A 25468-nucleotide genomic window follows, 5' to 3' on the forward strand; every position below is an offset into this window, starting at 1 on the left:
GCCCTCCTATTAAGAGAAGAAGGAAAAAGGCTTGTTGTTTTCCTCCTTCTCTGTTTTTTCGTTGGTTTCTTCGCCAGTTGCTACATTTTCAACTTCATCTAGTATATCGGATTTGTAGCCAGGAGGGCTATAAAGTTCACTATCTGATTCATTTTCTTTGCTGTTCTTTTCTTTTCTTGAAGCATCACCTCCTTTAAAAAAGCTATCCGTGGCAGGGGCCGAAGTAATCGTTTGTAATCCTAAATAATTTAGGTAATAGTCTTTTATTTTTTCTTTATCCTCACCATCCCTTTCCTGGAGTTCCTGAGCTTTTTCATCAGCCCATTCCATAGCAAGTTTTTGTTCTTCTTCATCTGGATATTTAGCAACTTCTCCATCTGGTTTATATAGAAAAGGAGGGTCACTATTAATCAAGCATGATGTGAGCTTGGTTTGTTTTCCGGTTTTGTTCTTAGTGAGAACGGCTGCGTGATTGTTTGGCAGATATTGAAGGAGATCAGATTCAAAAGAATTTTTAGTTAATTTAGACGCTATATGAGATTCTGATTCACCTTGAGATCCTGAGATAATGTTCTGAACGTTTCCGTCTATGGCTTTTTGTAACCATGGTTCAAATTGTCCGATGTATTGAGTGGCAAGCCCTAGACATAGACCGAACTTCCGGTCAAAGGCTATGATTTCATCCATGATCGGAATTTGTGCCATATGGGATTCGTCTTGGATTAAGAAATGTTCTTTTGTATTTTGTGGTCTTTGTTGGCAAACCTGATGATACTGAGTGATGATGTGACCCACGATTAGTTTGGTATTAATTCTTCCTAATCCCTGTGTATCAACAAAAACTAGATGGCCTTCGTCCATGAATTTTCGAATTGGAAGACTCCATTTAGGTTGACCGAATATTAAGCGCATGAATTCTGATTGTTCAAATGCATTGACTCGGCTATATATATCTTCTTTAACCGCATCAATATCCTTTTGGTTCTGGCTTTGCCAGAAAGCTTTAAGGATCTCATCAGTCATGCGTTCAATGATTGGCTCTCTCCAGTCTTCATCAGATAAAAACTTGTTAATTCCGAATAAGGTATGATTTTTTGAATCGTCAATTAGCGCGGTGAGTGTATTCTTCAAGTATTTATCGATTCTTGTTTTTTCACCTGGATAGATTGTTTTGAAGAGATCCATGATGTTGTTAACTACAGTATCAGTATCTTCCCATTCGTTTTTATGGAGAAGGTTCATAGCAATAGGATTATCGCCATCTTTCAAGCGGATGTAGTGAACCTTATTCCATGGAACTGCGTGGCCATCATGTTCAGCTTTTCTTAATCGGTTCATTACGGTTTTAGCTGAAACGGAAGCTGGATCTATAAAAGTAAATCCTGGTGTTTTATCGGGTTTTTGTATCCATTCATCTATAATCGATTGAAGCATCATCATCAGAATGGATGATTTACCGGCTCCTGTTTGACCTGAAAGGAAGAAATGCTCCGTTAATTGCTTCCATGCGATCTTAATTTTTCGATCGATATTAAGCGGGTGGAGCATATATCCAATGGTTACGCCGTTATTTAGTTCATTGGATTTAAGATAACGTTGGCCTTTTCGTAAGTGTTTAATATGTTCTTGGAATACTTCACTTTCGGTATCAGGTAATTGAATAAGGTTTGCAAGTTCCTGTCCCGTCCATTCCATTGTTTTTGAAATAGGAGAAGGGCAAAAGCTGATAGCGTTAGGAATTTTAGTGAAATCCAGACCGTTTTTGTCGTTGACTACGGTTCCAATGTTGGTTGCTATCGATGAAACAATTGCTTTGTTTCTATTGTGTGAGCTTGCTATTGATACCGCGATTTTGAAAACTTTATCCCTTCCTGATAACCGTGAAGAGTAATCTTTCAATTCTTCTTTTTGGAAAGAATCTCGTTCACTTGCTTTAGGCATCCTTTTCTTCAGTTTCTTTTGAGCTTTCTTCAGTGTTTTTCTCATGGTGGAGCGGGTGGAAGGTGAAAATGAAACATCCACCCATGTTCCTGGTTCCATGTAAGAAATGAGATTAGATATACCATCATCACCGGAATAAGTTTTGAATGGCAGCGCTCTTTCTATTCCTGAAGAATCAAAATACATTCTTCCTGACCAATCTTTTGATTTAGGGAATGGTAGGATGTTTGTTATTTTGCTTTCATCTTTTCCGTTCCTTCTAGCCTGTTCTTGGAGTTTTTCATATTGTGATTGAGTAGCAGGAACGAAATGAAATTCTGCATCTTTGTAAGCATTTTGCAAGGTTCTGAGAACTCCAGATTTACGATCAGCAGGAAATCCGATATAAAAACTTATTTCATCTTCATCACCACAATAAATTAACCACTGAAACCATTCTCTTCCCTTTAACCATCGTTTGTGTTTTCCTCGTCTATATCCTGCAAATTGTTCAAGCATTTCTAAGATATTTTTGTATTCGATTTCCTGTTTTATATGAGGAAGAATTCGATAGTACAGATATCTTTTCTTTTCATTTTTCCGAACAATAATCCATCTTATAGTGAGTAACGTTAGGGTTAAGATTAATGCGATTATTAATGTTAATGTTCCTGTTTTTATATATGGAAGAGCAATTTTCAGTACCGCATTTACTTTATCAGGGTAGAAAATCCAATACAGTATCAGCAGTATAGGGAAATAAATTGGGAATCCAAATATGATGATTTTACCTATTAATTCATTCTGGATATCTTTAGAATCTTTCTCGAACATTTGGATGGTTCCTCCTTCTATATGGTTCCATGTATTAGGGTTGCCATAGCATTTGTTTAGATGCTGGATAGCAGGTTTACGCATGGATATATAGAGCGGAAGAATAACCAATGAGCGAACGAGTTCGACTATGGGGCGTGATGATTATAAAACTTTCCATAAGAAGATGGATATTATGGAAAGAGTCACGGAAAATAAATGTATTTCCGTATTTGCTCCTAACTATTGAGTTGTCAAGGTTCAGGGTGAAACTAAGGTGTTATTTAAAGGGTTAGTTGTATTATATGCTTTAACTAACTGTTTATGTTTAGCTTTGACTAACCCTTTGTTATCACCTAGTATATATCATCATTGTTCACGTTGCAAGAACTATTTTCAACTTTTTGATATTTTTTCCTGTGACGGTTTATTATCATCTTCTGACAATTCTAATTTATGTAGATCAGGCTTTGGAGCATAGCCATTTTTATTTGAATTTGATGGGTGCATTTTAGCTGCTTTGAAGTGAATCGATGATGGAGTGTAATGAAAAGTTGGTTAGAATTCCAGGTCAGTGAAGTTTGTTTTGATTATAGAGAATTGTCCAGATTATTCCAATGACTAATGGATGTTATTTTTAAAATGAGAAATCTGTAACATGCAGGAATGGCTGTTGTATTGTTCGGCTTCCGTTTGTTTGTGGAATTTCATGTGTATTTATTTTCAATCGTGGAATTGTTCTATAAAGGAGGGGATATCATGGCACGTGGAGTTCATAATTCTGGACCGGTATCCGCGAAAAATAGTCAGACGAATAGCAAGAAAGATTCTCGTTTGAAAGGTAGATCTGGACCTCGTAAAAGAAAGAAAAAATAGGACATGAAAAAAACCGCCTGATAAAATGGGCGGTTTTTTCTTTGTTCAGTATGGTATGTTGAGGGATGGGATTGTTAATGCATGAAAGGAGTTGGATCTTCATCCAATTTCTCCAATATGTATTTTACATTTCGTTGGCTGCTAAGGTCTTCAATGTTTTGTTTATTGGAAATGTTCTTTAGCAGTGCAAGGATTTGAACTTGTTTTGCTATGCTAGGGTCAATCGGACGAGCTTGATCATGCAAGTTTAATAGAAAAAAGGCCAATGAGTTCTTTTGAGCTGTCATTATGATCCCTCCCTGTTGTTTTCCCAATATTGTTACATATTGTATTAAAAACTCGAAATAACCGCAAAGGATATGTAATGTTGTAACGGTAATGGAATATTGTAGTGGAGTGGTTTGAGGTGTTTGGTTGAATTAACGCTATTATAGTGGGAATAGCGGGGAAAATAAAGGAAGCGTATAAAATTTTTAGTTGATTCATAAGTTCGCGCATTGTATAATCTTAAACAACGACAAAGAAAAAGCTGCTCCACATACTCGCCAAAGTATCTTAGTGGAACAGCGCGGCAATTCGCAATCTTTGCGTTTATTCATATTTAACCCTATTATACACGAAATTCAACAAGTTTACAATACGTTGGATGCATTTTTAGGGGAAGAATAAACGTCTTAATTGATTGGTATTATTATTGCCTTTTCTTTGTTGAACCAAACATAGAGAGGGTTTTTTTAATGAACAGAAATGACGATATGAATGTTTATGATGAAAGGGAAATACCTTTTACTCAGATTGAAAACGATATTATTGATTCTATGAGCTTTGAAAAACCGGGAGATAAATTATTATATATGTGCTTATGCCGTATGGCGCATTTTCAAAAAGGTATTTTCCCAAGTATCAGTAAGCTGATGTTAATGGTTGGAGTTTCTTCTCCTAATACATTAAAAGGTCAGTTGGATCGTCTGGAAGAAATGGGCCTGATCAAGGTGATAGATCGAGGTAAAAAAGAGAATGGTGAACATCATACTCATTTGTATAAATTACTGAAGGTTCCAGCTCGTATTCGTGTGAATAGCGTTTGGGATGATGAGATGGTTGAACAAAAGAAAGCATCGATTAGGGAAAGACAAAAGGAAAAAGCTGCTAAAAAGAAAGCGAAAAACGGCACTAAAACACCCCCATCAAAAAATGATGTACCCCCGTCAAAATTTGATGTACCCCCGTCAAAAAATGATGGGCCCCCGTCAAAATTTGATGGTAATCAATCAAGAACTTACGAACCAAGAATTTATAAACAAGATTCTATAAAAGAATCAATCATAGAGTCCGACCTTCCAGATGATATGAAAGAGTATCTTGGAGGAAAGATTAAGAGATTGATTGATTTGGATATTTCATTGGAACAAATCGAAGGGAATTATTTAAAACATAAAACCGAGGTCAAATATATTGGTGATTACTTAGATGCTTTAGACTTTGCTTTGAAACAGAAGTCTATTAACGATATTGATAATTTTATGGCTGATCGTGTCCCTGCTAGTATTGAGTACAATAACAAGAAGAGGGCTAAAGCTTCGAATAGTGGTAGCAATGAAGTGATTCCTGTCTGGTTGAATGATCGTAAAGATGAGTCAAATCAAAAGGCTGCTAATGAGAATCAAGAAGTAGATACAAGTGATATTGCTCAACGAATTGCAAAACTTAAATCAAAAGAGAATGTAACCGTTTAAAGTAAGGGAGTTTGAGCCGTAGGTGGCTCAATTTCCTTCTTAAACAGTTTTACTGGTGTGTTAGGACTCTTAGTGTCGAAAAAGGCTGAGAAGGCTTTTAAATGCTTTTAATCTATCGTGGGGGTCAGAATAAATGAATTTATTAACAGAAAAGCAGATTGCAAGAAAAAGTGTACCGTTCCGAGAAGGTAGGCATTTATATTTCCTTTTAGATAATGATCAGGTTGTTTATATTGGCCAATGCTCGAAAACTACTCCGAATCTGTTTGCTCATAAGGAGAAAGATTTCACGGATTATTACATGTTGCCGGTTGCTGATGATGAAGATATAAACCTTTTGCATGCTGAATATATTGTGCAGTTTATGCCTGTTTATAATAGCGGAAGTTTACCACCGAATTCTGTTTACATGAATAAATATCGGATGAAGAAAGCTTTTGATGTGACTGGCCATGAACTGAATCGTTATATCAGAAAAAATAAAGCTAAAACGGTTTATCAAGACTTTTTTATAGTGAAAGAAGTATTTGGATTACATGATTAAATGAATTAGGATAAATCTATGCATCAAGGGGTGATCATACAAAAGAATAGGAGTGAGTGAAATGGATGTGGAGAAGGTGAAGCGCTGGAGTAAATATACAGACCGTGTAGAAGGATATAAGGATTTGAAATATGTATTGGAATATTGCTTAGACCGTCATTTAACTGATGAAGAAAGATCTCGAATTAATTGGCTTGCTGAATCTGGTTGGGATAATGTGGGCTGTTTAGTCGATATGTTCCGAGAAATAGCAAAGAAAAAACAGTGATCTTTCCTTTATTCAATTGAACAACAGATAGTGAACTGGTATCATTAGAGTAATGAATGTTAATATTAATGTTTTCAGGGAGGTTTATGATGGCTAAAGTAATTACTTTCGGTATTCAAAAGGGGGGAGTTGGGAAAACTACCACCACAGGCATTATTGGATATTTGATGGCTCAAGAAGGGTATAGGGTTTTAGTGGTTGATATGGATTCGCAAGGGAATGTAACGGATCTGCTTACCCAGGTTGACCCTGTAGAAATTGAAGGCGAGACGGTATTGGAAGCGATTAAAGCAGGGGATGCTTTCCCTTATATTTTAAGTACTGAAATGGATAATTTGCATGTGATTCCTGCTGATGATTATCTTGCGACTTTGGCTGGATTTCTTTATCGGGGTTACAGTGGAAGGCCCACAGATGCTTTGAATAATATTCTTGAACCATTGAAAAGTCATTATGATTTCATCCTGTTGGATACTCCACCTTCATTAGGAGAACAAATGACCAACTCTATTTGTGCATCAGATTGGGTAGTAGTGTTAGCTGAATCATCAAAGTGGGCTTATACCGCAATTCCGAGATTTATTGATGTAGTGGATTATGCACAGGAAAAAGTTAATCCTAAAGTGAAAACTGCAGGAATACTTAGGACTATGACAGATGGCAGACGTATAGATAGTAAAGAATTTGTTAAGTTGATCAGTGATGAATATTCTGATTTAATTTTCGATACGATAATCAAGAGAAAAGCTACAACCGGGAGATTAGCGGTTGGTGGGCTTTTCAATAATAAAGAGTTATCGTCAGCTATAAAAGAATATAAAGAGTTTTATGAAGAATTGAAGAAAAGGATGGGGGTCTGATCTATGACGGAACAAGATGATTTTAAAGATAAAGTAAAGACAACTAAAAACCCTCGGAAAGCGCATGGTGAATTAATGCCTGGTGAAGAGGATAATGTTAATGCTAACGTTAGTGAAAAAGAGGAAGATGAAATGGATCCAATAGATCGAGTAGTGGCTAGAACTAAGAAGAAGCAGGAAAAAGGAAAAACAGCCAAAGAGTTAGTGGGAGTTTACTTTCGTCCAGAAGTGAAAGATCAATTAAACGATTATGTACAAAATTTAGAAAAGGGCGCAAAATCTGAGTTTGTGAGTGCAGCTGTTGAGTCAGCTCTAAAAAGAAAGGGAATTTGGAGAGAGAAGTAAATTCACGATATGTGTTTATTTTTAAAAAATTCAACATTTTTGTTTTCAAAAGGAGAACATATTGTTATTATAGAAGCAACCTCTTTATGAGGTTGCTTCATTTTATTTGGGATCAATCATTTTAAGGGAAAGGAGGATAGAGTGGATTTATAGTGTCAAGGAGAGGGGCTGCTCCTAAACCTACCTATGTGCATGTTAGTCATTCTTTATCTTCCAAAACAACAGTGATCCTCAAATGATGATTGAAAGCTAAATACCTGATGGTTCATTCGGCATGAAAATGATTTTTGAAAACTGAATATGGAATAACGGCTTTAGAGCAGTCCTACAGGGGGGCTGCTCTTTATTTATATATTTTTTAGAAAATAATGGTTGTAAAATTCTCTTTTTGTGATATATTATGATTAAGAAGTTCCCGATAAGAGAACCGAAAGGGAGGAAGGAGGAATGAGGATGGAAGAGATTGTTGAAGAAATAAATTCGTTGAGATATCAAATGTATGAAGCAGGTAAACAGTATGGATATACATCAGTGATTACAGTTGAGATATCACAAACCATCGATGAAAAATTAAATGAATATAGAAAATTAAAGGAGGAATAAATATGTGTGTAAATTTAGCTGTTGAGGTTGTTAATGTCCCTTATGAAGGTGAGCTTTTGGATCGTGGCTTTGATTTAATTGTTTGTGTGGATCAAGATAATCATGCTTGCTATTATGAAGCGGCTAATGATGGGGAAGCTTGTGAGTTGAAGATAGTCCTGGATGAAGATGAAGAAAGTATTTATCAAAGAGTAGAGGGCTTTGAAGATTGGAATTTAGTTGATTACATTCACTAATTAACATTAACATTAATATTAAAACGGGGGTCTTTAAATGAGGAAAGATGTGGAGAATCGATTGGAACGATTAGAAGCTAGTATACTTAATGAAATTCATATCTTAGGATCGGATAATAATCTAGAGAACAATGATTTGTTAGATGAAATAGAAGTTCTTGAAGAAACATTAGATAAAGTGGTAATGCTTAGAAGTATGTTGAATAATTTTATGGTTCCAGATGTTAATGGAGATTATGAGGGGTTTGAAAATGTTATTATGGATTTAGAAAAGGCATTAGATAAACCTGGGGTTAATGAATCAATGAAAGGCCCTGCTCTAGAAGATTGTGAGCATGTAGATCCATTTCAAGTGTTGATGTAGAAGGAAGGATTGGTTAAGTAATGATGGAAAATCGAACAGAGATAATTAACTATATCAAAAGAGCAAATCAGAATTTAGAGAATCAATTCATTAAATTTGAAGAGTTAGGGATTGAACTAAATATTTTTGATGAAACGTATAGAGAATTAGAAAATGCAATGTCTTTACTTATTCCTGGAGCTTGGTCATTTGTAGAAAATGATTATATTGATTTTGATACAGAGGATTTGATTGAAATTGATGGAATGGCTGAGGATATAGAAAGTATTTCATATTCCGGGGGAGATAAGGCAACTGTGGAGCTTAAAGATGGAAGTGAAAGGATTTATCAGAGATTTTAAAGGGGAGAAATTTCTCTCCTTATTTTTTTATTCTAGGAGGGTTGGGATGGTTGTAAAAATGCCTGAGAATCCCTGTGCTATATGCAGGGTTGAGGAAGCTACTCAGTTGTGCGATTTTGTAGTGAGTTATATGTGGATGTCTAATTATGGAGCAACTACAGGTTCTTGCGATTTACCTTTGTGTAAAGAGTGTTCTAAAGGATCGGAAGCTCATGATTTTTGTCCTGAACATTTTAAAATGTTAGATCATTTAGAGTTAAAGGATAAAAAGATGAAAAGAAGAATCAGCCATAATCGAGCTAAATTATTGAATGAATGGGAAAATAAAAGGTAAATTTAGGGTATAATGAGAATAGATAATTAAGGAGGGGATATCATGGAAAATTTGATTGAAGGTGTAAGATTTTCAGATCGTTGTTTAGTGAAGTATGGAGAGGAATTTCCCGAAGCTGGGCAGTCATTGCAAGCAGATTTACCGAACTATGGAATTTGTGAGCTCTATGTTGAAAAAGTCGGGAGTCCAAAGTGGATAGATAGAAATACAGTGGCTGTGGTTACTGAGTATTACATCAAAGAAGTAATTGATCCTAATGATAAATATAAGCGGAGGAAGATAGAGAAATCAGGTTTAACTTTAATCAAATAAAAAAGACCCTAACTCATATGTAAGGGTCTTTTTTTATGTTCTATTTTTGTTTATTGATATCTAATTTCTGATTTTCTTTCTTGGATATTCTTTCTAATATGTTCATTAACAAATCAAGATCTTCTTCATCTAACTCTCGACCATTAAAGTGAAATTTGTTTGATTCTAAAATCTGAGCTAAATTATTTAAGTCATCGTTTGGAGGGTGGGGGTTATCTGTTATTCCTAATAAGTAATCGGTTGATGTATTAAAGATGATCGCTATTTCCTTTAGTTTTTCTTGGGAAGGATGCCTTGATCCATTCTCGTATCCAGCTATTGTAGATTTTCCTCTTAAGCCTAATTTTTCAGCTAAACTATCCATAGTTAGACCACATTTTTTCCGCATTTCCTTCATGCGTTTGCTAAATATCATTATAAATTCCCCCAGTTAGTCTATTAGCGAAACAAATACCCCTATTGTTTATAAAAAGTTCTCGATAAGTATCTATATTCATATTAAAAACTAATTTTGTGAAAAAATCAATAAAAGAGAGTACTTTGTATTATATTGGATGGAAAATTTAATGAAGGTTTCATAATTTGTGAATTTGTGGTTTCTAAAGTTTGCAAATGGCGTTATAATCATTCTGTGAAGTTCTCGTTAAGATAACGTGAAGGGTGAGTTCGATTGTATTAAGTGATACGGGTCTTTAGCATTAATTGTTCTCGTATTGCGGACAAACGGAAAAACGCACGTTATGATTAATTTAGAAAGTTCACATTACGAATATAAAGGAGAGTTATTATGAGCAAGAAAAGAGATTGGTTGATTCAGATTAGAAAGGAAGCTGGATTCAAACAAAATGAGTTAGCGGAAAAGATCGGGATTGGAAAATCTTATCTTTCTGAAATTGAAAAAGGTAATCGAACACCTTCAGGTAAGTTAGGTTTGAAGATTGCTAGAGCATTAGAATTTAATATGGAGAGATTTTATGAAGATGATAAAGAACTTATTAGTTAATTGTTCTTTACCTCGTGAAAAAGGGGGTGAAGAAATGAGTGTAAATCTTGATAGGTTTTCGGTTCCAATGCCTTCAGAACTTTCTTGTTATCAAGTTGATATGAGTAATGTTCATGAAGTTGAAGAATCTGTTTGTTGTGAAAGTTGTAATGAAGAGATCTTGATGGAAGAAGGAGAATTTGTAGAATCTGAGATTTGGGAAGATGAATATATTCATAATTCATTTGAATGTATTAGTCGCTATTATAAAAAAGAAAGTGACTCGAACGGGCAGAACGAGTCACACATTGCGTAACACAGACCTTGTGAAACGACTTCTAAACTGGTTAAGTTCACGGATAGTATAACACGAAGTCGTTTCACCTTGCAATATAAAAATCATTGAAAGGTGGAAGTAAATTGAAAACACATGCAAAGAAACTTGTTCATACAAAAGATTTAAGTCGTCAGGATTGGTTGGAATGGAGACAGAAAGGGATTGGAGGATCTGATGCGGCTAGTATTTCTCAGCTAAATAAGTATTCAAGTCCTTGGCAAGTGTATTTAGATAAAGTAGAGGAAGTTATTGATGAAGGCGGCTTTATAAGTGAAGCGGCTGAATGGGGAACTAGATTAGAAGATTTGATAAGAAATAAATTCAAAGAGAATCATCCGGAATTGAAGGTTAGAAGAGATTTCATCATGTGGCAGCATCCAGAGCATCCTTTTATGTTAGCGAATGTAGATGGGGTTCTATATGATCCTGAAAAGGGTTGGGGAGTCCTTGAAGTTAAATCAGCAAATGAATTCAAGAAAGATGATTGGAATGATGAGGTTGTTCCTGAAGAATATTTAATACAGATGCAACATTATTTAGCGGTTAAGGGATGGAATTGGGGATGGTTTGCGGTATTGATCGGTGGTAATAAATACCGAGAATTCTATATTGAACGTGATGAAGAGTTAATTGAATCATTAGTACTTATTGAAGAGGATTTCTGGATGAATAATGTGGTGGCCAGGGTAGCTCCAGAGCCTGATGGTTCAAGTTCTTCTAAAGAGATTTTAGAACGCTTATATCCTGGTGAGGATGTTTATGAGAAAGAGATTGTGAAAGATTTACCGGCTGAAGCGGAAGAATTAATTGAGAAATTTGATGAATATAAACAGTCGCTCAAAACGATGGAGAATGAATTTAATGAAGTGAAGAATAAATTGATGAAGTTAATGGGTGAACATCAAGTCGGATCTATTGGAGAAAGAAAGGTAAATTGGAGCGTCACACGATCTTTCAATGAAAAAGAATTGAAGAAAGAGAAACCGGAGTTATATCAAGAGTTTTTAACTGAAACATTGGACAAGAAAGAGCTCAAGAAAAAGCACAAAGATATTTATGAAAATTATATGTTACCGAAGTCTCGTAGTCTAACAGTTAAATAAAAACATGGGGGTTTTAAAATGAATCAAGTAAACACACAAAACACGGCTAGTAAGTTGAAGATGAACGCGGAAAACAAGAAACAGAATCAGGGGCAACAGTTAAATGTTGCTCCTGAAGCACCAAAGCAGGAAGTAGGATCTACGTTAGTTTCTACGGTTAAGCAAATGACGGCACAGCTGGAAGATTCGTTACCTTCAGGGATTAAACCGGAGAGGATTATGCGAATTGCATTAACATCGATCAGGAATAATCCGAAGTTGGCTCAATGTGAGAAGACAAGCTTTTTAGGGTCTTTATTAGAAGCGGCTCAGTTAGGTCTAGAGCCTAATACTTCATTAGGTGAGGGTTATATCATTCCTTATTACAATAAAGATCGTGCACAGTTTGAAGCGAGTTTTCAGATGGGTTATCAAGGATTATTGAGTTTAGCGCATAGAACCAATAAGTATCATCGGATTTATGCTCATGAAGTATTTGAAAATGATGAATTTGAATTTGAGTTAGGGATGAACAAACGGTTATATCATGTTCCTGCCGATATTCCGAAAGGGGAGCCTGTTCGATATTATGCTTGTTATCACTTAAAAAATGGCGGTCATGATTTCTTCACATGGTCTAAAGATAGAATTGAAATGCATGCTCAACAGTTCAGTCAGGGCATCGAGAAGTATTCTAGTCCTTGGAACCGAAACTTTGATGCTATGGCCATGAAGACTATGTTGAAGAAGGTTCTCCAATATGCACCTAAATCAGTTGAATTGGCTGAACAGATGGCTAATGATGGAGCGGTGATTAGTGTGGATGAAGAAGGAAACCGTGATACTACTTATGTTCATGAAATGCAGATGGAAAAGATACCTGAAGAAACGGCACAATACCAATAAAATAACTGAAGGGGGGCGTGAGTAATTGCGTTCCCTTTTTTGACAGGAGTGTTTGAAGTGAAAAGTGTTTATATTGCATTAGAAAATAAAAACCTTTCTTTTTCACTTGATGAGGTTGAAGCTTTTGAACACATGTGGAATAGCGGCTCAAGTATATTTCAGATATGTAAGATGTTGAAGAGGACAAAGATTGAAATCGCGGTCCTAATTATGGATCGTGCCGATAAAGGAAAAATCAAAGAAAGACCTCATGGAATATTCGGGGTAGAGGGGGAACTTGTTTGAATGTGAATTACAAGAACAGAGGGAAGTCTTTTGAGACGTTGATCAAGTATTCCAATATTACATATGCAAGAAAGAAATGGGGCTTCATAGAGAAGTCAGAACCTCCTGTGAAGGTTAGGAGTCAAAAGGGGCCGTATATTACTGGATGGTTTGAGTCAAAAGGTTTCGTGGACTATTTTGGTATATCCAATGGAAGACCGATAGCTTTTGAAGCTAAGAGCACCAAGGAACGAAAAAGATTTCCTCTGGATAATGTTCATGAGCATCAAGTTAATGATTTGAAGGTTTGGAATGAGCAAGGGGGCATAGCTTTTCTTCTTGTAGAATTCCGGAAACATCGTGAAGTTTATTATCTTTCTTATGATGATTTTGAGAAGTGGTGGGACGATCAATTTAAGGGCGGAAGGAAGTCTATTCCGTATGATTGGTTTGTTATGAATTGTCCATTGGTTAAACCAGGACGCGGAGTTATTTTGGATTATCTTGCGATAGTAGATCTTCCGTAAATCACTAAAGAGGATGGGGGCTAAAGTGAATGAATCAGGATTTTGCAAGGATTGAAAGGTATCTCTATCAATATAACAATTACTTGGTCGGTTTGAAGAACATGAAAAGATATTATGAGAGCTTATATCCGAGGGTTACAGCAACGTATGATGATGTGGGTGGTGGAAGCACAGGGGCCTTCACTTATAAGTCACAGACAGAGGATATAGCCCTCAAGCGGATGGAAAAAGAATTCGAGAATTTGAAAGCACAGATCGATGAATATGAGTTAATCATTGGATCTATAGATGAAGCATTGAAGCACTTGGATAAGACGAAGCGGAAGTTTGTGGAGTTGCGGTATTTTCAACGTGTGGATATGGATATGATTGCTTCTAAATTGAAGTATGCAAATAAACGAAGTGTCTATTCGATCAGGGATAAAGTGGAGGATGAGTTGATTGTCAGTTTGAAAATTCTGTTGTCTATGTCATCCTAAGTGCAAACTTTATTCAAAAATAGGACACTAATCGTGAACGATATTTCCTTTTTGTCGTGGTATTATGATATTAGTAGGTCATAGACCCCCATGTATTATGACTCTACCCCTAGTGTTACTTTGAGTTGTCAGGCACTCGATCCTGGCAGCTCATATGCGAAAGTAGTGTAAAGGAAACACGCCTATTTTCTAAGTAGGAAATGGAGGGTTCGAGTCCCTTCCTTCGCACCAACTTAAGCATGTGTTTCCTATACCTCTAGGACCTCTTTTGTTAGTCTTGTAACGCATAACTATCCTCCTAGGAAGCATGATCGCATTTAGCGGTCATGCTTTTTATTTTTATTTCAGAAGGGATTGAAAATGATTGTCCTTAGTTATTGAAGAAATGGATATAAAAAAATTAAAACCATCAGATTATAATCCTCGAAAAATATCTGACTCTGAAATTGAGAAGCTAAAAAATTCGATCAAAGAATTTGGATATGTGGATCCAATAATTATCAATAAAAGAACAGGTAATATTGTTGGGGGCCATCAACGATATAAGGCATTGGAAGACTTAGGGTTTGAAAAAGTCGATGTGATTGTTCTGGATGTTGGTGCAGGAAAAGAAAAAGCCTTGAACGTAGCTTTAAATAAAATAAGCGGTGATTGGGACGTTGAGCGTTTGAAAGACGTTTTGGATGAGATTGATGGAGGATCAATGGATATTGAATTATCAGGATTTGAATTGAGTGAAGTTGAGGAAATGTTTAATTCATCTTCAGCGCAAGAATTTAATTCATCTGAATTGGATCTTGATGATTTTGAGGATGAAAATTTTGATTGTATGTGTCCGGAATGTGGGTTCTATTTTAATAAATAGGGGGTGAAGGGATTGGATTGGAAATGGTATAAATCAGATTTGAATAGTATTCCTAAGAATGGATTGAAGGTTCTTTCATGCTTTTCCTGTGGTGGTGGATCTTCTTTTGGATATAAATTGGCTGGCTGCACCGTTTTAGGAAATGTGGAAATCGATTCAAAAATGAACAAGCTCTATAAACAAAACCATAATCCTAAATATAGCTTCAATATGGATATAAGGGAGTTTAAAAAGTATCCAGATGAAGAAATTCCAAGTGAGTTGTTTGATCTGGATATTTTGGATGGGAGTCCACCTTGTTCTTCTTTTTCGTTAGCTGGAGCGCGTGAAAAAGGGTGGGGGAAAAAGAAGAAGTTTAAAGAAGGCCAATCAGAGCAAATTCTTGATGATTTGTTCTTTGACTTTATAGATGTAGTTGAAAAGCTAAAGCCTAAAGTGGTTATTGCGGAGAATGTTAAAGGAATGATTTCAGGAAATGCAAAAGGCTATGTGAAGGAAATTATCAAAAGATATGACGAAGCGGGTTATGATACGCAGCTATTTTTGCTGAATGGGGCGCTGATGGGTGTTCCGCAAGCAAGAGAGCGCGTATTTTTTGTGTCTAAGAGAAAAGATTTAGAGTTTCCGAAATTGAAGATGAATTTTGATATGAAGCCTGTTCCATTTGGAGAGGTGGAGAAGAAACTTTCTTCTGTACTTGGCAAGCCTATCAGCAATAGTATGAGAAGGTATTTTTTTAAAACACCTGCAGGGAAGCCATTAAGTTATGTTCATCCGAAGGGATCTTTATTTAATTATCATAAGATGAACCGGAAAAGAGTTGCTCCCACAGTGACAGCATCAGATAACAATTTGATGCACTACAAGGAGCCGAATTATTTGAACGATCAAACGATCATTGGTTTGCAATCTTTTCCTCAAGACTATGATTTTATGGATCAGTCGGTTCAATATGTATGCGGAATGAGTGTTCCACCTTTGATGATGAAAGGTGTTGCTTCACAGGTTATAAAACAATGGTTCGGAAAGGAGTGTGAACGTATTGAAGATAGAAAAGTTGCCAATGAATGAGATTGAAATGAGCATGTATAACCCTCGAAAAGATTTACAACCGGGGGATGAAGAGTATGAGAATTTAAGAAGAAGCATTAAAGAATTCGGATATGTCAGCCCTATTATTGTGAATGAAAAAGATAATAGGATTATAGGTGGCCATCAAAGATATAAGGTATTGAACGATCTTGGATTCACAGAAATTGATGTGGTCAAGGTGAACTTGGATGAAGAAAGCGAGAAAATTCTTAATTTGTCGTTGAATAAAATCAGCGGTGAATGGGATATGGAACAACTAGAGATTTTACTGGCTGAATTTGAAGAAGATGATATTGATCCTACATTAACTGGATTTAATGAATCCGAGATTGATGATTTATTAGGAAGAGTGGAATCTGAAGAAGCAGCGGATGAGAAAGAAGATAACTCACAAGAATTAGATGCTACTGTTGTGTGTCCGAAATGCCAATATGTTGATGATAAAAAAGAATTCGAGATATAGGGGGTATTGAGTCATGGGGAGAAAAACAAAGCTGACAGAGCAATTAATTAATAAAGCTGAAAGGCTTATTAAAGCTGGTAATTATAACATGGTAGTCTGTGAGTATTTGAATATTCATCCCTCGACTTGGTACAAGTGGATGCAAGAGGGAGAAAAAGCAAAAAGCGGTAGGAAAAAAGAGTTTTTCGATAGGGTAAAAAAGGCAGAAGCTGAAGCTGAAGTTCGATTAATTACGGATCTTCAGAAGATAGCTTCTGATAATAATAGTTGGCAGGGAATCGCTTGGATGTTAGAGCGGAAATACCCTGAGCGATGGGGTAAGAAAGATAAGGTTTCGGCTGATCTTAATCATTCTGGTCAAGTGACTAACAAGAAAGAAATTGAAGTTGATATTACTAAGCGGATTGATCAGTATGAGGATATTTATAGTAAAGTAGCTCAAAGAGAAAATGATGTTTTGAAAGATGAATAATTATGATCGTTACTGGTTCTGATGAAATAAGCAGAAAGAAAGCAATCATGAGAGTTACAATCTTAGAGAATAAATATATCCCTCATGATCCAACTGTAAAACAAGCAGAATTTCTATTATCTGATGATAAAGAAGCTTTATATGGTGGAGCGGCGGGTGGAGGTAAATCAGATGCTTTATTGATGGCGGCTCTTCAATATGTGGAAGTTCCTAATTATGCGGCTATTATATTCAGACGTACTTATAAAGATTTGGCTTTACCTGGTGCGTTATTGGATCGTGCGCATGAATGGCTTGATGGAACGGATGCGAAGTGGTCGGAGAATCAGAAAACCTGGAAGTTCCCTAGTGGGGCTACTTTAACCTTTGCTTATTTGGCGCATGATAATGACAAATATAATTATCAAGGTTCTGAGTACCAGTTTGTTGCGTTCGATGAATTAACTCAGTTCGAAGAATCACAATATAGATATCTGTTTTCACGTTTAAGAAGGTTGCAAGGTTCTAAGATCCCTATTCGTGCCAGGGTAGCAAGTAATCCGGGCGGTAGGGGCCATTTGTGGGTTCGGCAACGTTTTCTTATAGAAGGTGAAGAAAAAGGCAGATTGTTTGTTCCGGCTAAATTGGAGGACAACCCTTATTTAGATGCTGAAGAATACGAAGAAAGCTTGATGGAGCTAGATCCGGTCACAAGAGCGCAATTAAGAAGCGGTGATTGGGATGCAGCTAACGATGGGAACAAATTTAAAACGTCTTGGTTTAGATATACCGAAGATTATCCGAAAGATGCTCGAATGGTTAGATATTGGGATTTAGCAGCAACTGAACCTAAAGAAGGGAAGGATCCCGATTATACGGCTGGATGTTTGATGGCTGAAAAGGATGGCCAATATTGGATAGTGAATGTAGTAAGAGATCGTACTACTCCCAAAGGGGTCGAACAGTTGATTTATAACACGGCTATAACCGATGGACGGGAGGTAGAGATTCATATGGAGCAAGAACCGGGTTCATCGGGAGTAAATACAATTGATCATTATCAGAGAAATGTCTTAAGAGGATTTGCCTTCTACGGTGATAAGGTCACCGGAAAGAAAGAAGTGAGGGCGAATCCTCTTTCTAGTGCCGTGGAAGCGGGAAATGTCTTTCTGGTAACAGGAACATGGAACAGTGATTTTGTTGATGAAGCAGTAGGATTTCCCCACACAGAGCATGATGATATGGTTGACGCGGCTTCTGGTGCTTTTGATAAATTGTTTGTCCGAGAGCTTCCGAAATACGGTGTAAGTCCATCTATCTCTGGATTGAAAAGGGGGTGAATTCCATCGGATTATTAGACAGGTTTTTTAAAAAGCAGAATCAGGATCTTGAAAGAATCGTTGATCACTCATTACGTGCAGCTTTCAAAGGATTATCACCGGGAAGACAAGTCACAACTAAATGGGAAGATCAATTTTTTAAATATGATGGGGTGGTGAATCGTAATGAGTTAAGAACAAAAGACGTTATGAAGAAGCTTGAAGTGATTCGTGATCTAAATCCGGATGCTTCAATGGCTCTATGGAACATTCTCAGATTGGCAAACAATGGTCATACGCTTGAAGCTATAACGACTAATGGGAAGGTTCATAAAGGAGCCACAAATGAATTGAATGAGCTTGCTAAACGTGTAGGGGTTTATTATGGCGGTGGAACCGATCAGTTAATTAATGTTCTGTTAGTTACAGCGTTTACGCAAGGAGCAATAGCATTAGAGGTTGAATTGAATGAGGGCCTTACAGATGTGGTGGATTTTCATGCCATTGATCCTTTCTCTTTACATTATCGGAGAGATAAAGAAACAGGTGAAATGGAGCTTGTTCAGATATTGGATAATGGCGATTATAAGGTTTTAAATCGTGAGCAAGTATTCTACTATCCTATCGATCCCTCGTTGGGAGATCCATATGGAAGGAGTCCTATCTTACCTGCTTTGCAAGTGGTTATGTTCCAGGCAGGAGTATTAAAGGATTTGAAAAAGGTTCTACACCACCAAGGGCATGAAAGATTTGATATATCAGTGGTTGAGGAATCAATTATTGAAAATATGCCAGATCAAGTAAAAAGCTCTGGACCACAAGCTATTCAGGAGTATGTGAATAGTTATATTGCAGATGTTCAAAGCCAGATGGCAGATTTGGAACCGGATGATGATTTCTTTCACACGGATTCAATCAATATAGATACGGCTGGTGGATCTCAAAGGGCAACAATGGATGCTCAAAGAGTTATAGATATTATCAATCAGCAGATGGTTACTTCCTTAAAGCAATTACCTATCCTTCTAGGGAGAAATGAGGGCACTACAGAGACGCATGGAACTGTTCAATGGCAGATATATGTCGGTGGTATTGAATCCATTCAGAGGTCTGTTAAAAGGGTTTTAGAAAAGGCTTATAATGTGGTCCTTCAGATAAAGGGCCGACCATTACGGGCTAGAGTGACATTCAATGCTATTGAGAAAACGGATCGATTAAAAGATGCTCAAGCTGAAAAAGCAGAAACAGACAATAAGATTGCTCAAGTTAAGCAGGGTTGGATTTCAAATGATGAAGCTGCTATGGATATTGTGGGTCATGAAGCAGTGGATGAACCTCAGCAACAACAGGGCTCGCAATCAGGGATTTTAAGAAGTCATAGCCGAAGAGAAGGAAGTGAAATAAAAAAGAGGTTAATCGATGACAGGGATGATTCCCTTGAGATTAATCAGGTATGGGCTAACGATATCGAGGATTTGAGTGAAAGAGCCGAAAGTGATTATGTGGATTTTTTGCAAGGTCAAATGGATGAATATATTAACCGTTTGGAAGATGCTGATGAAATCCCCACTAGGGTTTTAGCAGATATCGTGAGTCTGAAAAGAGTTGAAAGGGAAGAAAAACCCGACCCTCCTCCTGATTTTGAGGAATGGGTGAGGGTGAATATTTTGTATGATTCAGAAGCACAAGTTGACAAAATGGAACAAATGACAATGACTTGGATTAATGAAGCGGCGTTGATCGCAGGAACTGAAACATTGGCTGAATTGAGTACAGAGATAGAATTTGATCCAGAGGATACCAACATGATCAGGTGGCTTTCTGATCGTTCTAGAAGGTCAGCAGAGCTTATACAAGGAGTATCTGATGAAAGAGTGCTTATGTCGCTATGGGATGTTGTTTATGAAGGTTCTTATTCAATTGGTAAAGCTTCAGAAGCATTACAAGATGAATATGCTTTTGACCCCACTAGAGCGAATACGATTGCTAGAACTGAGATTATTACAGCTGGACGAGCAGGGCAATATCATGCTGATGGACAATCAGGGATGGTAATCGGGAAGGTATGGCGTTCAGCTTTACAAGAAAGAACAAGAGAACATCATCGTGAAGCGGATGGCCAAAGGGTTCCCTTTGATGAACCGTTTATTGTGAAGGGGGAACCGTTAATGTTTCCAGGTGATTCTTCAATGGGTGCTAGTGCTGATAATACCATTCAGTGTAGGTGTTTTTATACGAGGATATTGGAAGGCGAAGAAATATGAATGGAGTGAGTGAAATGGAAAACAAACTTCATAATCGAATGGAGCCGGCATTTCATAATCGTTTGATTGAAGGGCGAGATAATATTTATGCCTATTCAAGACGAAACGGAAAGTTGAAGTTGGTGGCCAATCAAAAAATAAAACAACTTGACGAAGAAAGCCGTGAGAAATTTTATCAACATTTATGTTTGGAATACGGCTTCAGTCAAGAAGAAATAGATAAGGTCAAGCAAGAGATCAAGAATTCGTAACTTTGAAAGGGGGTGAAATTGTGGGAGCAGAAAGCGTTCATGTTCCTGTTCGTGTGCATAGTGAATCGGTTACAGATGAAATGTTGAAAAAGATTAATCGGCACACATTGGAACCTGTTACGGCTGATGATATTTTCACATTTTCGGGAATCTGTTCTAATGATCGAATGGATTCTTATTTAACTAAAATGGATCCTACAACCACACTCAGGAACTATGCGGAAGATCTGAAGAGTGGAGTGGCATTATTGCCATCTCATGATATCAGGAAAAGTCCGTATGGTCGCTCTTATGAGGGCGAAGTATTAAAAGTGGATGAAGCAGATGGGGATTTAACTCAGGTAAGAGGTCATTGGTACATTCTAAATGATACCAATATTAATGGCGATAACACTTCCGATACAATCAGAGCCATTAAAGCTGGCATATTGAAAGATATGTCTGTGGGCTTTGGTGGTAACACATTGTGGTATCGGTGTTCTTCCTGTGGAAGAGATTTAATGAATTTTGATTGTCCTCATTTACCTGGCATGGAGGATGAAGAAGGAAGAATATCTTTCGGCTGGGTAGTTGAAGGGCATTTAAGAGAAGTTAGTACAGTTTATAAAGGGGCTACTCCTGGAGCATTTATTGAAAAAGCAAGAGAATATATGTCTCAGGGTCAGTTGCCACAAAAGCATATACCTGCGTTAGAACGCCATTACCGCGTCAAATTAGACGATGGGAAGCGTTCTATTTTTATGCCTAAAAAGGAGGGAAAAACAAGCATGAATTTTTTGGATGAACTACGTGAACAAATCCGTGAAAACAAGCTTGAAAAAGGGAAAGTATATGACATTTTGACTGATGAAGGGGATCCTTTCCGTCAGCCAGATGATATCGCTTTAAGGAATGAGTTAGGGAAAGATTATTCTTCTGTACAATCTATTCGCCAATTGAAGAAAGAAGCTCAACAGGGGCGCCGTTATCTTGCTGATGTGATTGATGAAGCAGTATCAGCAAGGGTGAAGGCTCAAGGTGACACATTCAATCCTGAGAGCTATCGTACTATGCTAACGAATTCAGGGGATATCGATGCGATCAAAGAAGAGATTGAATCTTATGAACGCATGGCTGAACAGCGTTTTACTTCTGGTCGTCAGACAGAAGAAGAAAACCCTGAAGATCATAAGGATGAAAAAGAAGAGCATGAAGAAGAAGTGGTTCGAGCAGATAATTTCAAGACTAATTTCTTTGATGATGGGAGCGATAAATAATGTCAAGAATCGGAGGTCAATCACCAGATGCTTATGGTCTTTCATTAACAGTGAAAGTTCCTGCGGCTACAGAAACAAATCCAGTTCATGATAGTTATCCATTGGTTTATGACGATACAGAGCCATATGCGGCGGCTATTGCTACTGATGGCTCTGCTTTTGATTTGATCGCAAAGCACACCGTTAAAGATGCATTAACTCCTTTAGGTGTGTGGAGAGCTAGTGGACGAGTGCATAAATTTGATTTCTCAGGAACTGCACCAGGAATCGGAACAGCGGTAGTTGCTAATGGCGCCGGCGGTGTTCGTGCCGAGGATGGCGCAGCTGGAGAAACAGGCGTTGGTCGAGTTCAATTTGTAAATGCTGAATTATCTTATGTTGAAGTTCTATTGCCATAAAGGGAGGTTATTCAATTGACAATTTTGAAAGTTAAAAACAGAGCTGGAAAACCGGTTGATATTGAATCTGGTTCTGGCTTGACTCGTGTATTGGAAAAAGATTATGGATCTAAGGCAGCGGCAACAGCATCCTCAGAAGCGTATAAGCGTTATCTGTCTGATAATGGTGTAATGATGAAAGATGTTGTTCGCGCTTTAGGTTATGAGGACATTGGAAAAATAAATGTTCGGGAGCTATTAGATAATGATGGAACGAAACCTTTGTTCAACGCCATTGTTGAAGATGGTCTGCGCATGGGTTTTGAGCGTCAATCTAATTGGAATCGTTTGGTTGCATCTACTATTCCTTCTGATCAGTTGAGTCAACAATGGTACTACTTGCAACATGAAGATGATTGGTATGATCTAAGGGATATTGGACAAGGTGCTCCAATTCCTACAAGTACCATTCAAATCGGCGATAACTCCATCAAGATGCATAAACGAGGTCGCGGTCTTGAATGGACAGATGAAGCAAAGAGAGCCAATATTGATATGGTTCGTCTATGGTTGCAAAAGCTAGGGCTGAATTTAGGCCGTCAATATGAAAGTGTAGCGGTTGATCGTCTATTGAACGGATACTTCCCTTCAGGTGATGATTCTGCTCCGACAATTGGGGTTGAAACGGCTGGCACTTTAACTCTGGGAGATATCTTTTACGCTGCTAAGTATCAGGAGCAAGAAAAAGGATTCTCTCCAAACATGTCTATTATGAATCTCAACACAGCTTATCAAGTAACGAACATGAGAGAAGGTGACCAATACCTCTATCGTGAAGAATTGAAAGATGGACGGTTTGCTGATGTGGTAAATGGTCAACCATTTATCTCTAATCAGGTTCCAGATGATCGTATTATTCTAGTGGATACGAATTTTGCTTTGGTTCGTTATGAAGGTAAAGGATTTGGAGTTGAATCTGAACGTTCCGCGAAGACTCAGGTTGAAGGTTCCTATGGTACTGAAATTTCTGAGTTTGTTCCGTTTGAACCGGATGCTCGTATGGTTCTTACTGTTGATGCGGCTAGGTAATATTAATGTTAATGAGCGCATTGACGGAAACATTAATGTTAATGCGCTCGTTAATATGAATGAAAATATTAAGGAGGGTTAATATGGCTAAGAAAAAGCAAGAAGATGCACAAGTAGCAAGCGCTGAAGAAACGGATGTTACTGTTGAAGCTACTGAAGAAACACAAAAAGAAGCTGAAAAAGTAAGAACAGGTGATACAAAAGATAGTAAGAAGTATAAGCTGGCTGATCCAAGTACTTCTTATTCTGAACCACGATTTACATTAGTCGGGGATCAGGAGAAGGAACTTCCTGAAAATCCATCTCCCCAACTAATCGAACGAATCCGTAATGGGTTCATTGTTGAGGCGAGCAAATGAAGTATGCAAGCGTACAAGACATAAGAGAAGGCACTTCTTTTGAAGAAGTGTCTTATTCTATGTCTGATGCAAAGATAGAGAAATATAATTTGAGAGCTGAACGTTGGATTCATAGGATTACCAACAATCGGTTTGATGATGAGATCGAATCTGAGATTTTAATGGATCTTCAAAGAGCGGTCATTTTGATCGTTGATTATTTGTGGTTCCATGATCAACCTGATGTATTAGAGGAATCGCTTGATCCTATTCAGTCAGAAAGGATCGGATCGTATTCTTATACGAAAGATAAAAGGGATTTTATGAGGGATGGTTTTGGAAATCCGGAATTAGATTCAATATTAGAATCTTTAAAGGTGGTTCCTGCGGTTAATTTTTTTTCAATATCAGGCCCATCTAGGAGAAGGTAAATATGCGGATAGAAAGGTTGTTAGTTCATAGCTGCACATTAATTACTCCTGGTGTAGTAACAGGACAAGACCCTTATGGAAGGGATATATACGAGGAAAATGTGGAAAGAAATGTTCCTTGTAGGGTAGATCAGATCAGACAGCATACCAGCCGTGATGAATACGGAACGGATTTTGTGATACAACATGTAATTTTTATTGGAAAAAATCAACCTGTTAATAATGATACTCGTTTTAAAGATTTTGTAGATGATAACGGAAATCAGATTATCAATGGAGTCTATGAGGTTGAACAAATAGCTCCAATGTATAAAAGAAGAACGATAAATCATTATGAGATCACATTAAAAGAGGGATCATCAAATGGCTAAAGGAAGTCTAAAAGTTGATATTACGTTAGATTCAAGGGCGAGAAATTTCTTCGATAATGCACCTGAAAAATTGGCGGAAGCTCGTAAAAATGTAGTGGAAGCCTGTGGAATGGTTTGGGCAGATGAAGCGAAGAAAATCACCAGGAATGAAAATCATGTTGATACAAGCTTATATGTGAATTCTATTGGCTATGTAACTGGTAGCCCTGCATCTCAAAGCGATGTGATTAATGAGTTGAATGAATCAGGAGCGGAGACCACTTTGAAAACAGGTTCAGCCGTTGAATATGCTGCATCTTTAGAGAAAAGGTACGGCATTATGGCAAGAGGATTGGATGTTTCTGAAGGTCGAATGAATACGGTAGCAAAAGCGCAAGTGAAGAAAGCGTTGAATTTATAGGAGGGTTCAAATGATTGATTATGTTGATCCGATACCTCCTATCACTAGATTTTTAGAGTTATTTTTTGAAGATGTCAGAGTTTATGGAAACACGTTTCCTATGAATGTCAGTCCACCTTGTTTATTGGTTAGGACGGCTGGAGGTACGAATTATACAAGGGTTCAATTGATCGCGAGGGCAGACCGTGATTTTGAAGCTATGGGATTACTGATACGTGCTATGAATCACATGGAACGTTCTGCTCAAGCAATAAAAGAAGTTGATGTTTTGTGGTGCTCTAAAGAGTCACTACCTATTTCTGATACAGACACAGACACAGGGGCAGCAGAAGCTTGGTGTTACATGCGTTTAGAACACATGGAAGCATAAGG

Annotated in this window: 36 protein-coding genes and 1 tRNA gene; 34 read left to right on the forward strand and 3 right to left on the reverse strand. The window is 37.3% G+C overall.

The features are described from left to right. Positions 1-9: 9 nt before the first annotated feature. Both ACTWPX_RS20510 and ACTWPX_RS20515 read right to left on the reverse strand, forming a co-directional pair. Positions 10-2754 (reverse strand): hypothetical protein, encoded by a 2745-nt coding sequence (locus ACTWPX_RS20510; protein ID WP_443121302.1) that lies wholly within the window; start codon positions 2752-2754, stop codon positions 10-12. Between the two features lie 929 nt (positions 2755-3683). Next, complete coding sequence (locus ACTWPX_RS20515; protein WP_443121303.1) at positions 3684-3896, reverse strand: hypothetical protein; 213 nt, start codon at positions 3894-3896, stop codon at positions 3684-3686. A gap of 450 nt (positions 3897-4346) precedes the next feature. On the opposite strand from ACTWPX_RS20515, the gene ACTWPX_RS20520 reads away from it, so the two are divergent. The 11 genes from ACTWPX_RS20520 (at position 4347) to ACTWPX_RS20570 (ending at position 9552) form a co-directional block, all read left to right on the forward strand. Beyond that, positions 4347-5345 carry a hypothetical protein gene (locus tag ACTWPX_RS20520; RefSeq protein ID WP_443121304.1) on the forward strand — a complete coding sequence of 333 codons (999 nt, stop codon included), beginning with the start codon at positions 4347-4349 and terminating at the stop codon, positions 5343-5345. 133 nt (positions 5346-5478) lie between these two features. Continuing rightward, positions 5479-5889, forward strand: coding sequence for a hypothetical protein (locus ACTWPX_RS20525; protein WP_443121305.1), 411 nt, complete (start codon positions 5479-5481; stop codon positions 5887-5889). A gap of 61 nt (positions 5890-5950) precedes the next feature. Further along, a complete protein-coding gene (locus tag ACTWPX_RS20530; RefSeq protein ID WP_443121306.1) occupies positions 5951-6157 on the forward strand; it encodes a hypothetical protein in 207 nt (68 codons plus the stop codon). An 89-nt stretch (positions 6158-6246) separates the two neighbouring features. Then, positions 6247-7017, forward strand: a complete 771-nt coding sequence (locus ACTWPX_RS20535) for a ParA family protein (RefSeq protein ID WP_443121307.1) — start codon at positions 6247-6249, stop codon at positions 7015-7017. A 3-nt stretch (positions 7018-7020) separates the two neighbouring features. Beyond that, positions 7021-7362 carry a hypothetical protein gene (locus ACTWPX_RS20540; protein WP_443121308.1) on the forward strand — a complete coding sequence of 114 codons (342 nt, stop codon included), beginning with the start codon at positions 7021-7023 and terminating at the stop codon, positions 7360-7362. Between the two features lie 453 nt (positions 7363-7815). Further along, on the forward strand, positions 7816-7965 hold the full coding sequence (locus tag ACTWPX_RS20545; protein WP_443121309.1) for a Spo0E family sporulation regulatory protein-aspartic acid phosphatase: 150 nt from the start codon (positions 7816-7818) through the stop codon (positions 7963-7965). A gap of 2 nt (positions 7966-7967) precedes the next feature. Then, complete coding sequence (locus ACTWPX_RS20550) at positions 7968-8201, forward strand: hypothetical protein (RefSeq protein ID WP_443121310.1); 234 nt, start codon at positions 7968-7970, stop codon at positions 8199-8201. Positions 8202-8238: 37 nt separating this feature from the next. Continuing rightward, complete coding sequence (locus ACTWPX_RS20555; RefSeq protein ID WP_443121311.1) at positions 8239-8565, forward strand: hypothetical protein; 327 nt, start codon at positions 8239-8241, stop codon at positions 8563-8565. A gap of 20 nt (positions 8566-8585) precedes the next feature. Further along, a complete protein-coding gene (locus tag ACTWPX_RS20560) occupies positions 8586-8906 on the forward strand; it encodes a hypothetical protein (protein WP_443121312.1) in 321 nt (106 codons plus the stop codon). Positions 8907-8952: 46 nt separating this feature from the next. After that, on the forward strand, positions 8953-9240 hold the full coding sequence (locus tag ACTWPX_RS20565; RefSeq protein WP_443121313.1) for a hypothetical protein: 288 nt from the start codon (positions 8953-8955) through the stop codon (positions 9238-9240). Between the two features lie 42 nt (positions 9241-9282). Then, positions 9283-9552, forward strand: coding sequence for a hypothetical protein (locus tag ACTWPX_RS20570; RefSeq protein WP_443121314.1), 270 nt, complete (start codon positions 9283-9285; stop codon positions 9550-9552). 40 nt (positions 9553-9592) lie between these two features. Here ACTWPX_RS20570 and ACTWPX_RS20575 read toward each other — a convergent pair whose 3' ends face one another. Beyond that, positions 9593-9967, reverse strand: a complete 375-nt coding sequence (locus tag ACTWPX_RS20575) for a helix-turn-helix domain-containing protein (RefSeq protein ID WP_443121315.1) — start codon at positions 9965-9967, stop codon at positions 9593-9595. 372 nt (positions 9968-10339) lie between these two features. Here ACTWPX_RS20575 and ACTWPX_RS20580 point away from each other — a divergent pair, with 372 nt between their 5' ends. The 23 genes from ACTWPX_RS20580 to ACTWPX_RS20690 all read left to right on the forward strand — a co-directional run bounded on the left by ACTWPX_RS20580 (position 10340) and on the right by ACTWPX_RS20690 (position 25466). Continuing rightward, positions 10340-10555, forward strand: a complete 216-nt coding sequence (locus ACTWPX_RS20580) for a helix-turn-helix transcriptional regulator (protein WP_443121316.1) — start codon at positions 10340-10342, stop codon at positions 10553-10555. Between the two features lie 34 nt (positions 10556-10589). Next, positions 10590-10850: a hypothetical protein gene (locus ACTWPX_RS20585; RefSeq protein WP_443121317.1), complete on the forward strand. Its 261-nt coding sequence runs from the start codon at positions 10590-10592 to the stop codon at positions 10848-10850. Positions 10851-10954: 104 nt separating this feature from the next. Then, on the forward strand, positions 10955-11974 hold the full coding sequence (locus tag ACTWPX_RS20590) for a YqaJ viral recombinase family nuclease (RefSeq protein WP_443121318.1): 1020 nt from the start codon (positions 10955-10957) through the stop codon (positions 11972-11974). Between the two features lie 18 nt (positions 11975-11992). Next, positions 11993-12859 (forward strand): recombinase RecT, encoded by an 867-nt coding sequence (locus ACTWPX_RS20595; protein ID WP_443121319.1) that lies wholly within the window; start codon positions 11993-11995, stop codon positions 12857-12859. Between the two features lie 57 nt (positions 12860-12916). Next, a complete protein-coding gene (locus ACTWPX_RS20600; protein ID WP_443121320.1) occupies positions 12917-13144 on the forward strand; it encodes a helix-turn-helix domain containing protein in 228 nt (75 codons plus the stop codon). Positions 13145-13146: 2 nt separating this feature from the next. Then, on the forward strand, positions 13147-13650 hold the full coding sequence (locus ACTWPX_RS20605; RefSeq protein ID WP_443121355.1) for a Holliday junction resolvase RecU: 504 nt from the start codon (positions 13147-13149) through the stop codon (positions 13648-13650). A gap of 29 nt (positions 13651-13679) precedes the next feature. Beyond that, the gene (locus ACTWPX_RS20610) at positions 13680-14129 is read left to right on the forward strand and encodes a hypothetical protein (protein ID WP_443121321.1); all 450 of its coding nucleotides are present in this window, start codon (positions 13680-13682) and stop codon (positions 14127-14129) included. Positions 14130-14285: 156 nt separating this feature from the next. After that, positions 14286-14360: transfer RNA gene (locus ACTWPX_RS20615), tRNA-Arg, on the forward strand. Positions 14361-14493: 133 nt separating this feature from the next. Further along, positions 14494-14994, forward strand: coding sequence for a ParB N-terminal domain-containing protein (locus tag ACTWPX_RS20620; RefSeq protein ID WP_443121322.1), 501 nt, complete (start codon positions 14494-14496; stop codon positions 14992-14994). Between the two features lie 3 nt (positions 14995-14997). Continuing rightward, a complete protein-coding gene (locus ACTWPX_RS20625) occupies positions 14998-16065 on the forward strand; it encodes a DNA cytosine methyltransferase (protein ID WP_443121323.1) in 1068 nt (355 codons plus the stop codon). Next, entirely contained in the window at positions 16037-16549 is a 513-nt protein-coding gene (locus tag ACTWPX_RS20630; RefSeq protein WP_443121324.1) for a ParB N-terminal domain-containing protein, read from the forward strand. Before ACTWPX_RS20625 ends, ACTWPX_RS20630 begins: the two co-directional genes overlap by 29 nt. A 13-nt stretch (positions 16550-16562) precedes the next feature. Continuing rightward, on the forward strand, positions 16563-17021 hold the full coding sequence (locus ACTWPX_RS20635) for a hypothetical protein (RefSeq protein ID WP_443121325.1): 459 nt from the start codon (positions 16563-16565) through the stop codon (positions 17019-17021). A gap of 2 nt (positions 17022-17023) precedes the next feature. Further along, on the forward strand, positions 17024-18340 hold the full coding sequence (gene terL, locus ACTWPX_RS20640) for a phage terminase large subunit (RefSeq protein ID WP_443121326.1): 1317 nt from the start codon (positions 17024-17026) through the stop codon (positions 18338-18340). Continuing rightward, entirely contained in the window at positions 18337-20583 is a 2247-nt protein-coding gene (locus ACTWPX_RS20645) for a phage minor head protein (protein WP_443121327.1), read from the forward strand. The genes terL and ACTWPX_RS20645 overlap by 4 nt, the downstream gene beginning before the upstream one ends. 14 nt (positions 20584-20597) lie before the next feature. Continuing rightward, a complete protein-coding gene (locus tag ACTWPX_RS20650; protein WP_443121328.1) occupies positions 20598-20834 on the forward strand; it encodes a hypothetical protein in 237 nt (78 codons plus the stop codon). Between the two features lie 20 nt (positions 20835-20854). Next, positions 20855-22090 (forward strand): hypothetical protein, encoded by a 1236-nt coding sequence (locus ACTWPX_RS20655; RefSeq protein ID WP_443121329.1) that lies wholly within the window; start codon positions 20855-20857, stop codon positions 22088-22090. Then, complete coding sequence (locus ACTWPX_RS20660) at positions 22090-22488, forward strand: hypothetical protein (RefSeq protein ID WP_443121330.1); 399 nt, start codon at positions 22090-22092, stop codon at positions 22486-22488. The genes ACTWPX_RS20655 and ACTWPX_RS20660 overlap by 1 nt, the downstream gene beginning before the upstream one ends. 15 nt (positions 22489-22503) lie before the next feature. After that, a complete protein-coding gene (locus ACTWPX_RS20665) occupies positions 22504-23556 on the forward strand; it encodes a phage major capsid protein (protein ID WP_443121331.1) in 1053 nt (350 codons plus the stop codon). An 83-nt stretch (positions 23557-23639) separates the two neighbouring features. After that, the gene (locus tag ACTWPX_RS20670; protein ID WP_443121332.1) at positions 23640-23915 is read left to right on the forward strand and encodes a hypothetical protein; all 276 of its coding nucleotides are present in this window, start codon (positions 23640-23642) and stop codon (positions 23913-23915) included. Beyond that, complete coding sequence (locus tag ACTWPX_RS20675) at positions 23912-24325, forward strand: hypothetical protein (protein ID WP_443121333.1); 414 nt, start codon at positions 23912-23914, stop codon at positions 24323-24325. Before ACTWPX_RS20670 ends, ACTWPX_RS20675 begins: the two co-directional genes overlap by 4 nt. Positions 24326-24327: 2 nt before the next feature. Then, positions 24328-24696 (forward strand): hypothetical protein, encoded by a 369-nt coding sequence (locus tag ACTWPX_RS20680; RefSeq protein ID WP_443121334.1) that lies wholly within the window; start codon positions 24328-24330, stop codon positions 24694-24696. Further along, entirely contained in the window at positions 24689-25096 is a 408-nt protein-coding gene (locus ACTWPX_RS20685) for a hypothetical protein (RefSeq protein ID WP_443121335.1), read from the forward strand. Before ACTWPX_RS20680 ends, ACTWPX_RS20685 begins: the two co-directional genes overlap by 8 nt. 10 nt (positions 25097-25106) lie before the next feature. Next, positions 25107-25466, forward strand: a complete 360-nt coding sequence (locus tag ACTWPX_RS20690; protein WP_443121336.1) for a hypothetical protein — start codon at positions 25107-25109, stop codon at positions 25464-25466. Positions 25467-25468: the final 2 nt, after the last annotated feature.

It is taken from the genome of Halobacillus sp. H74 (assembly GCF_052246715.1).
In the GTDB taxonomy this organism is placed as follows: Bacteria; Bacillota; Bacilli; order Bacillales; family Halobacillaceae; genus Halobacillus; species Halobacillus litoralis_A.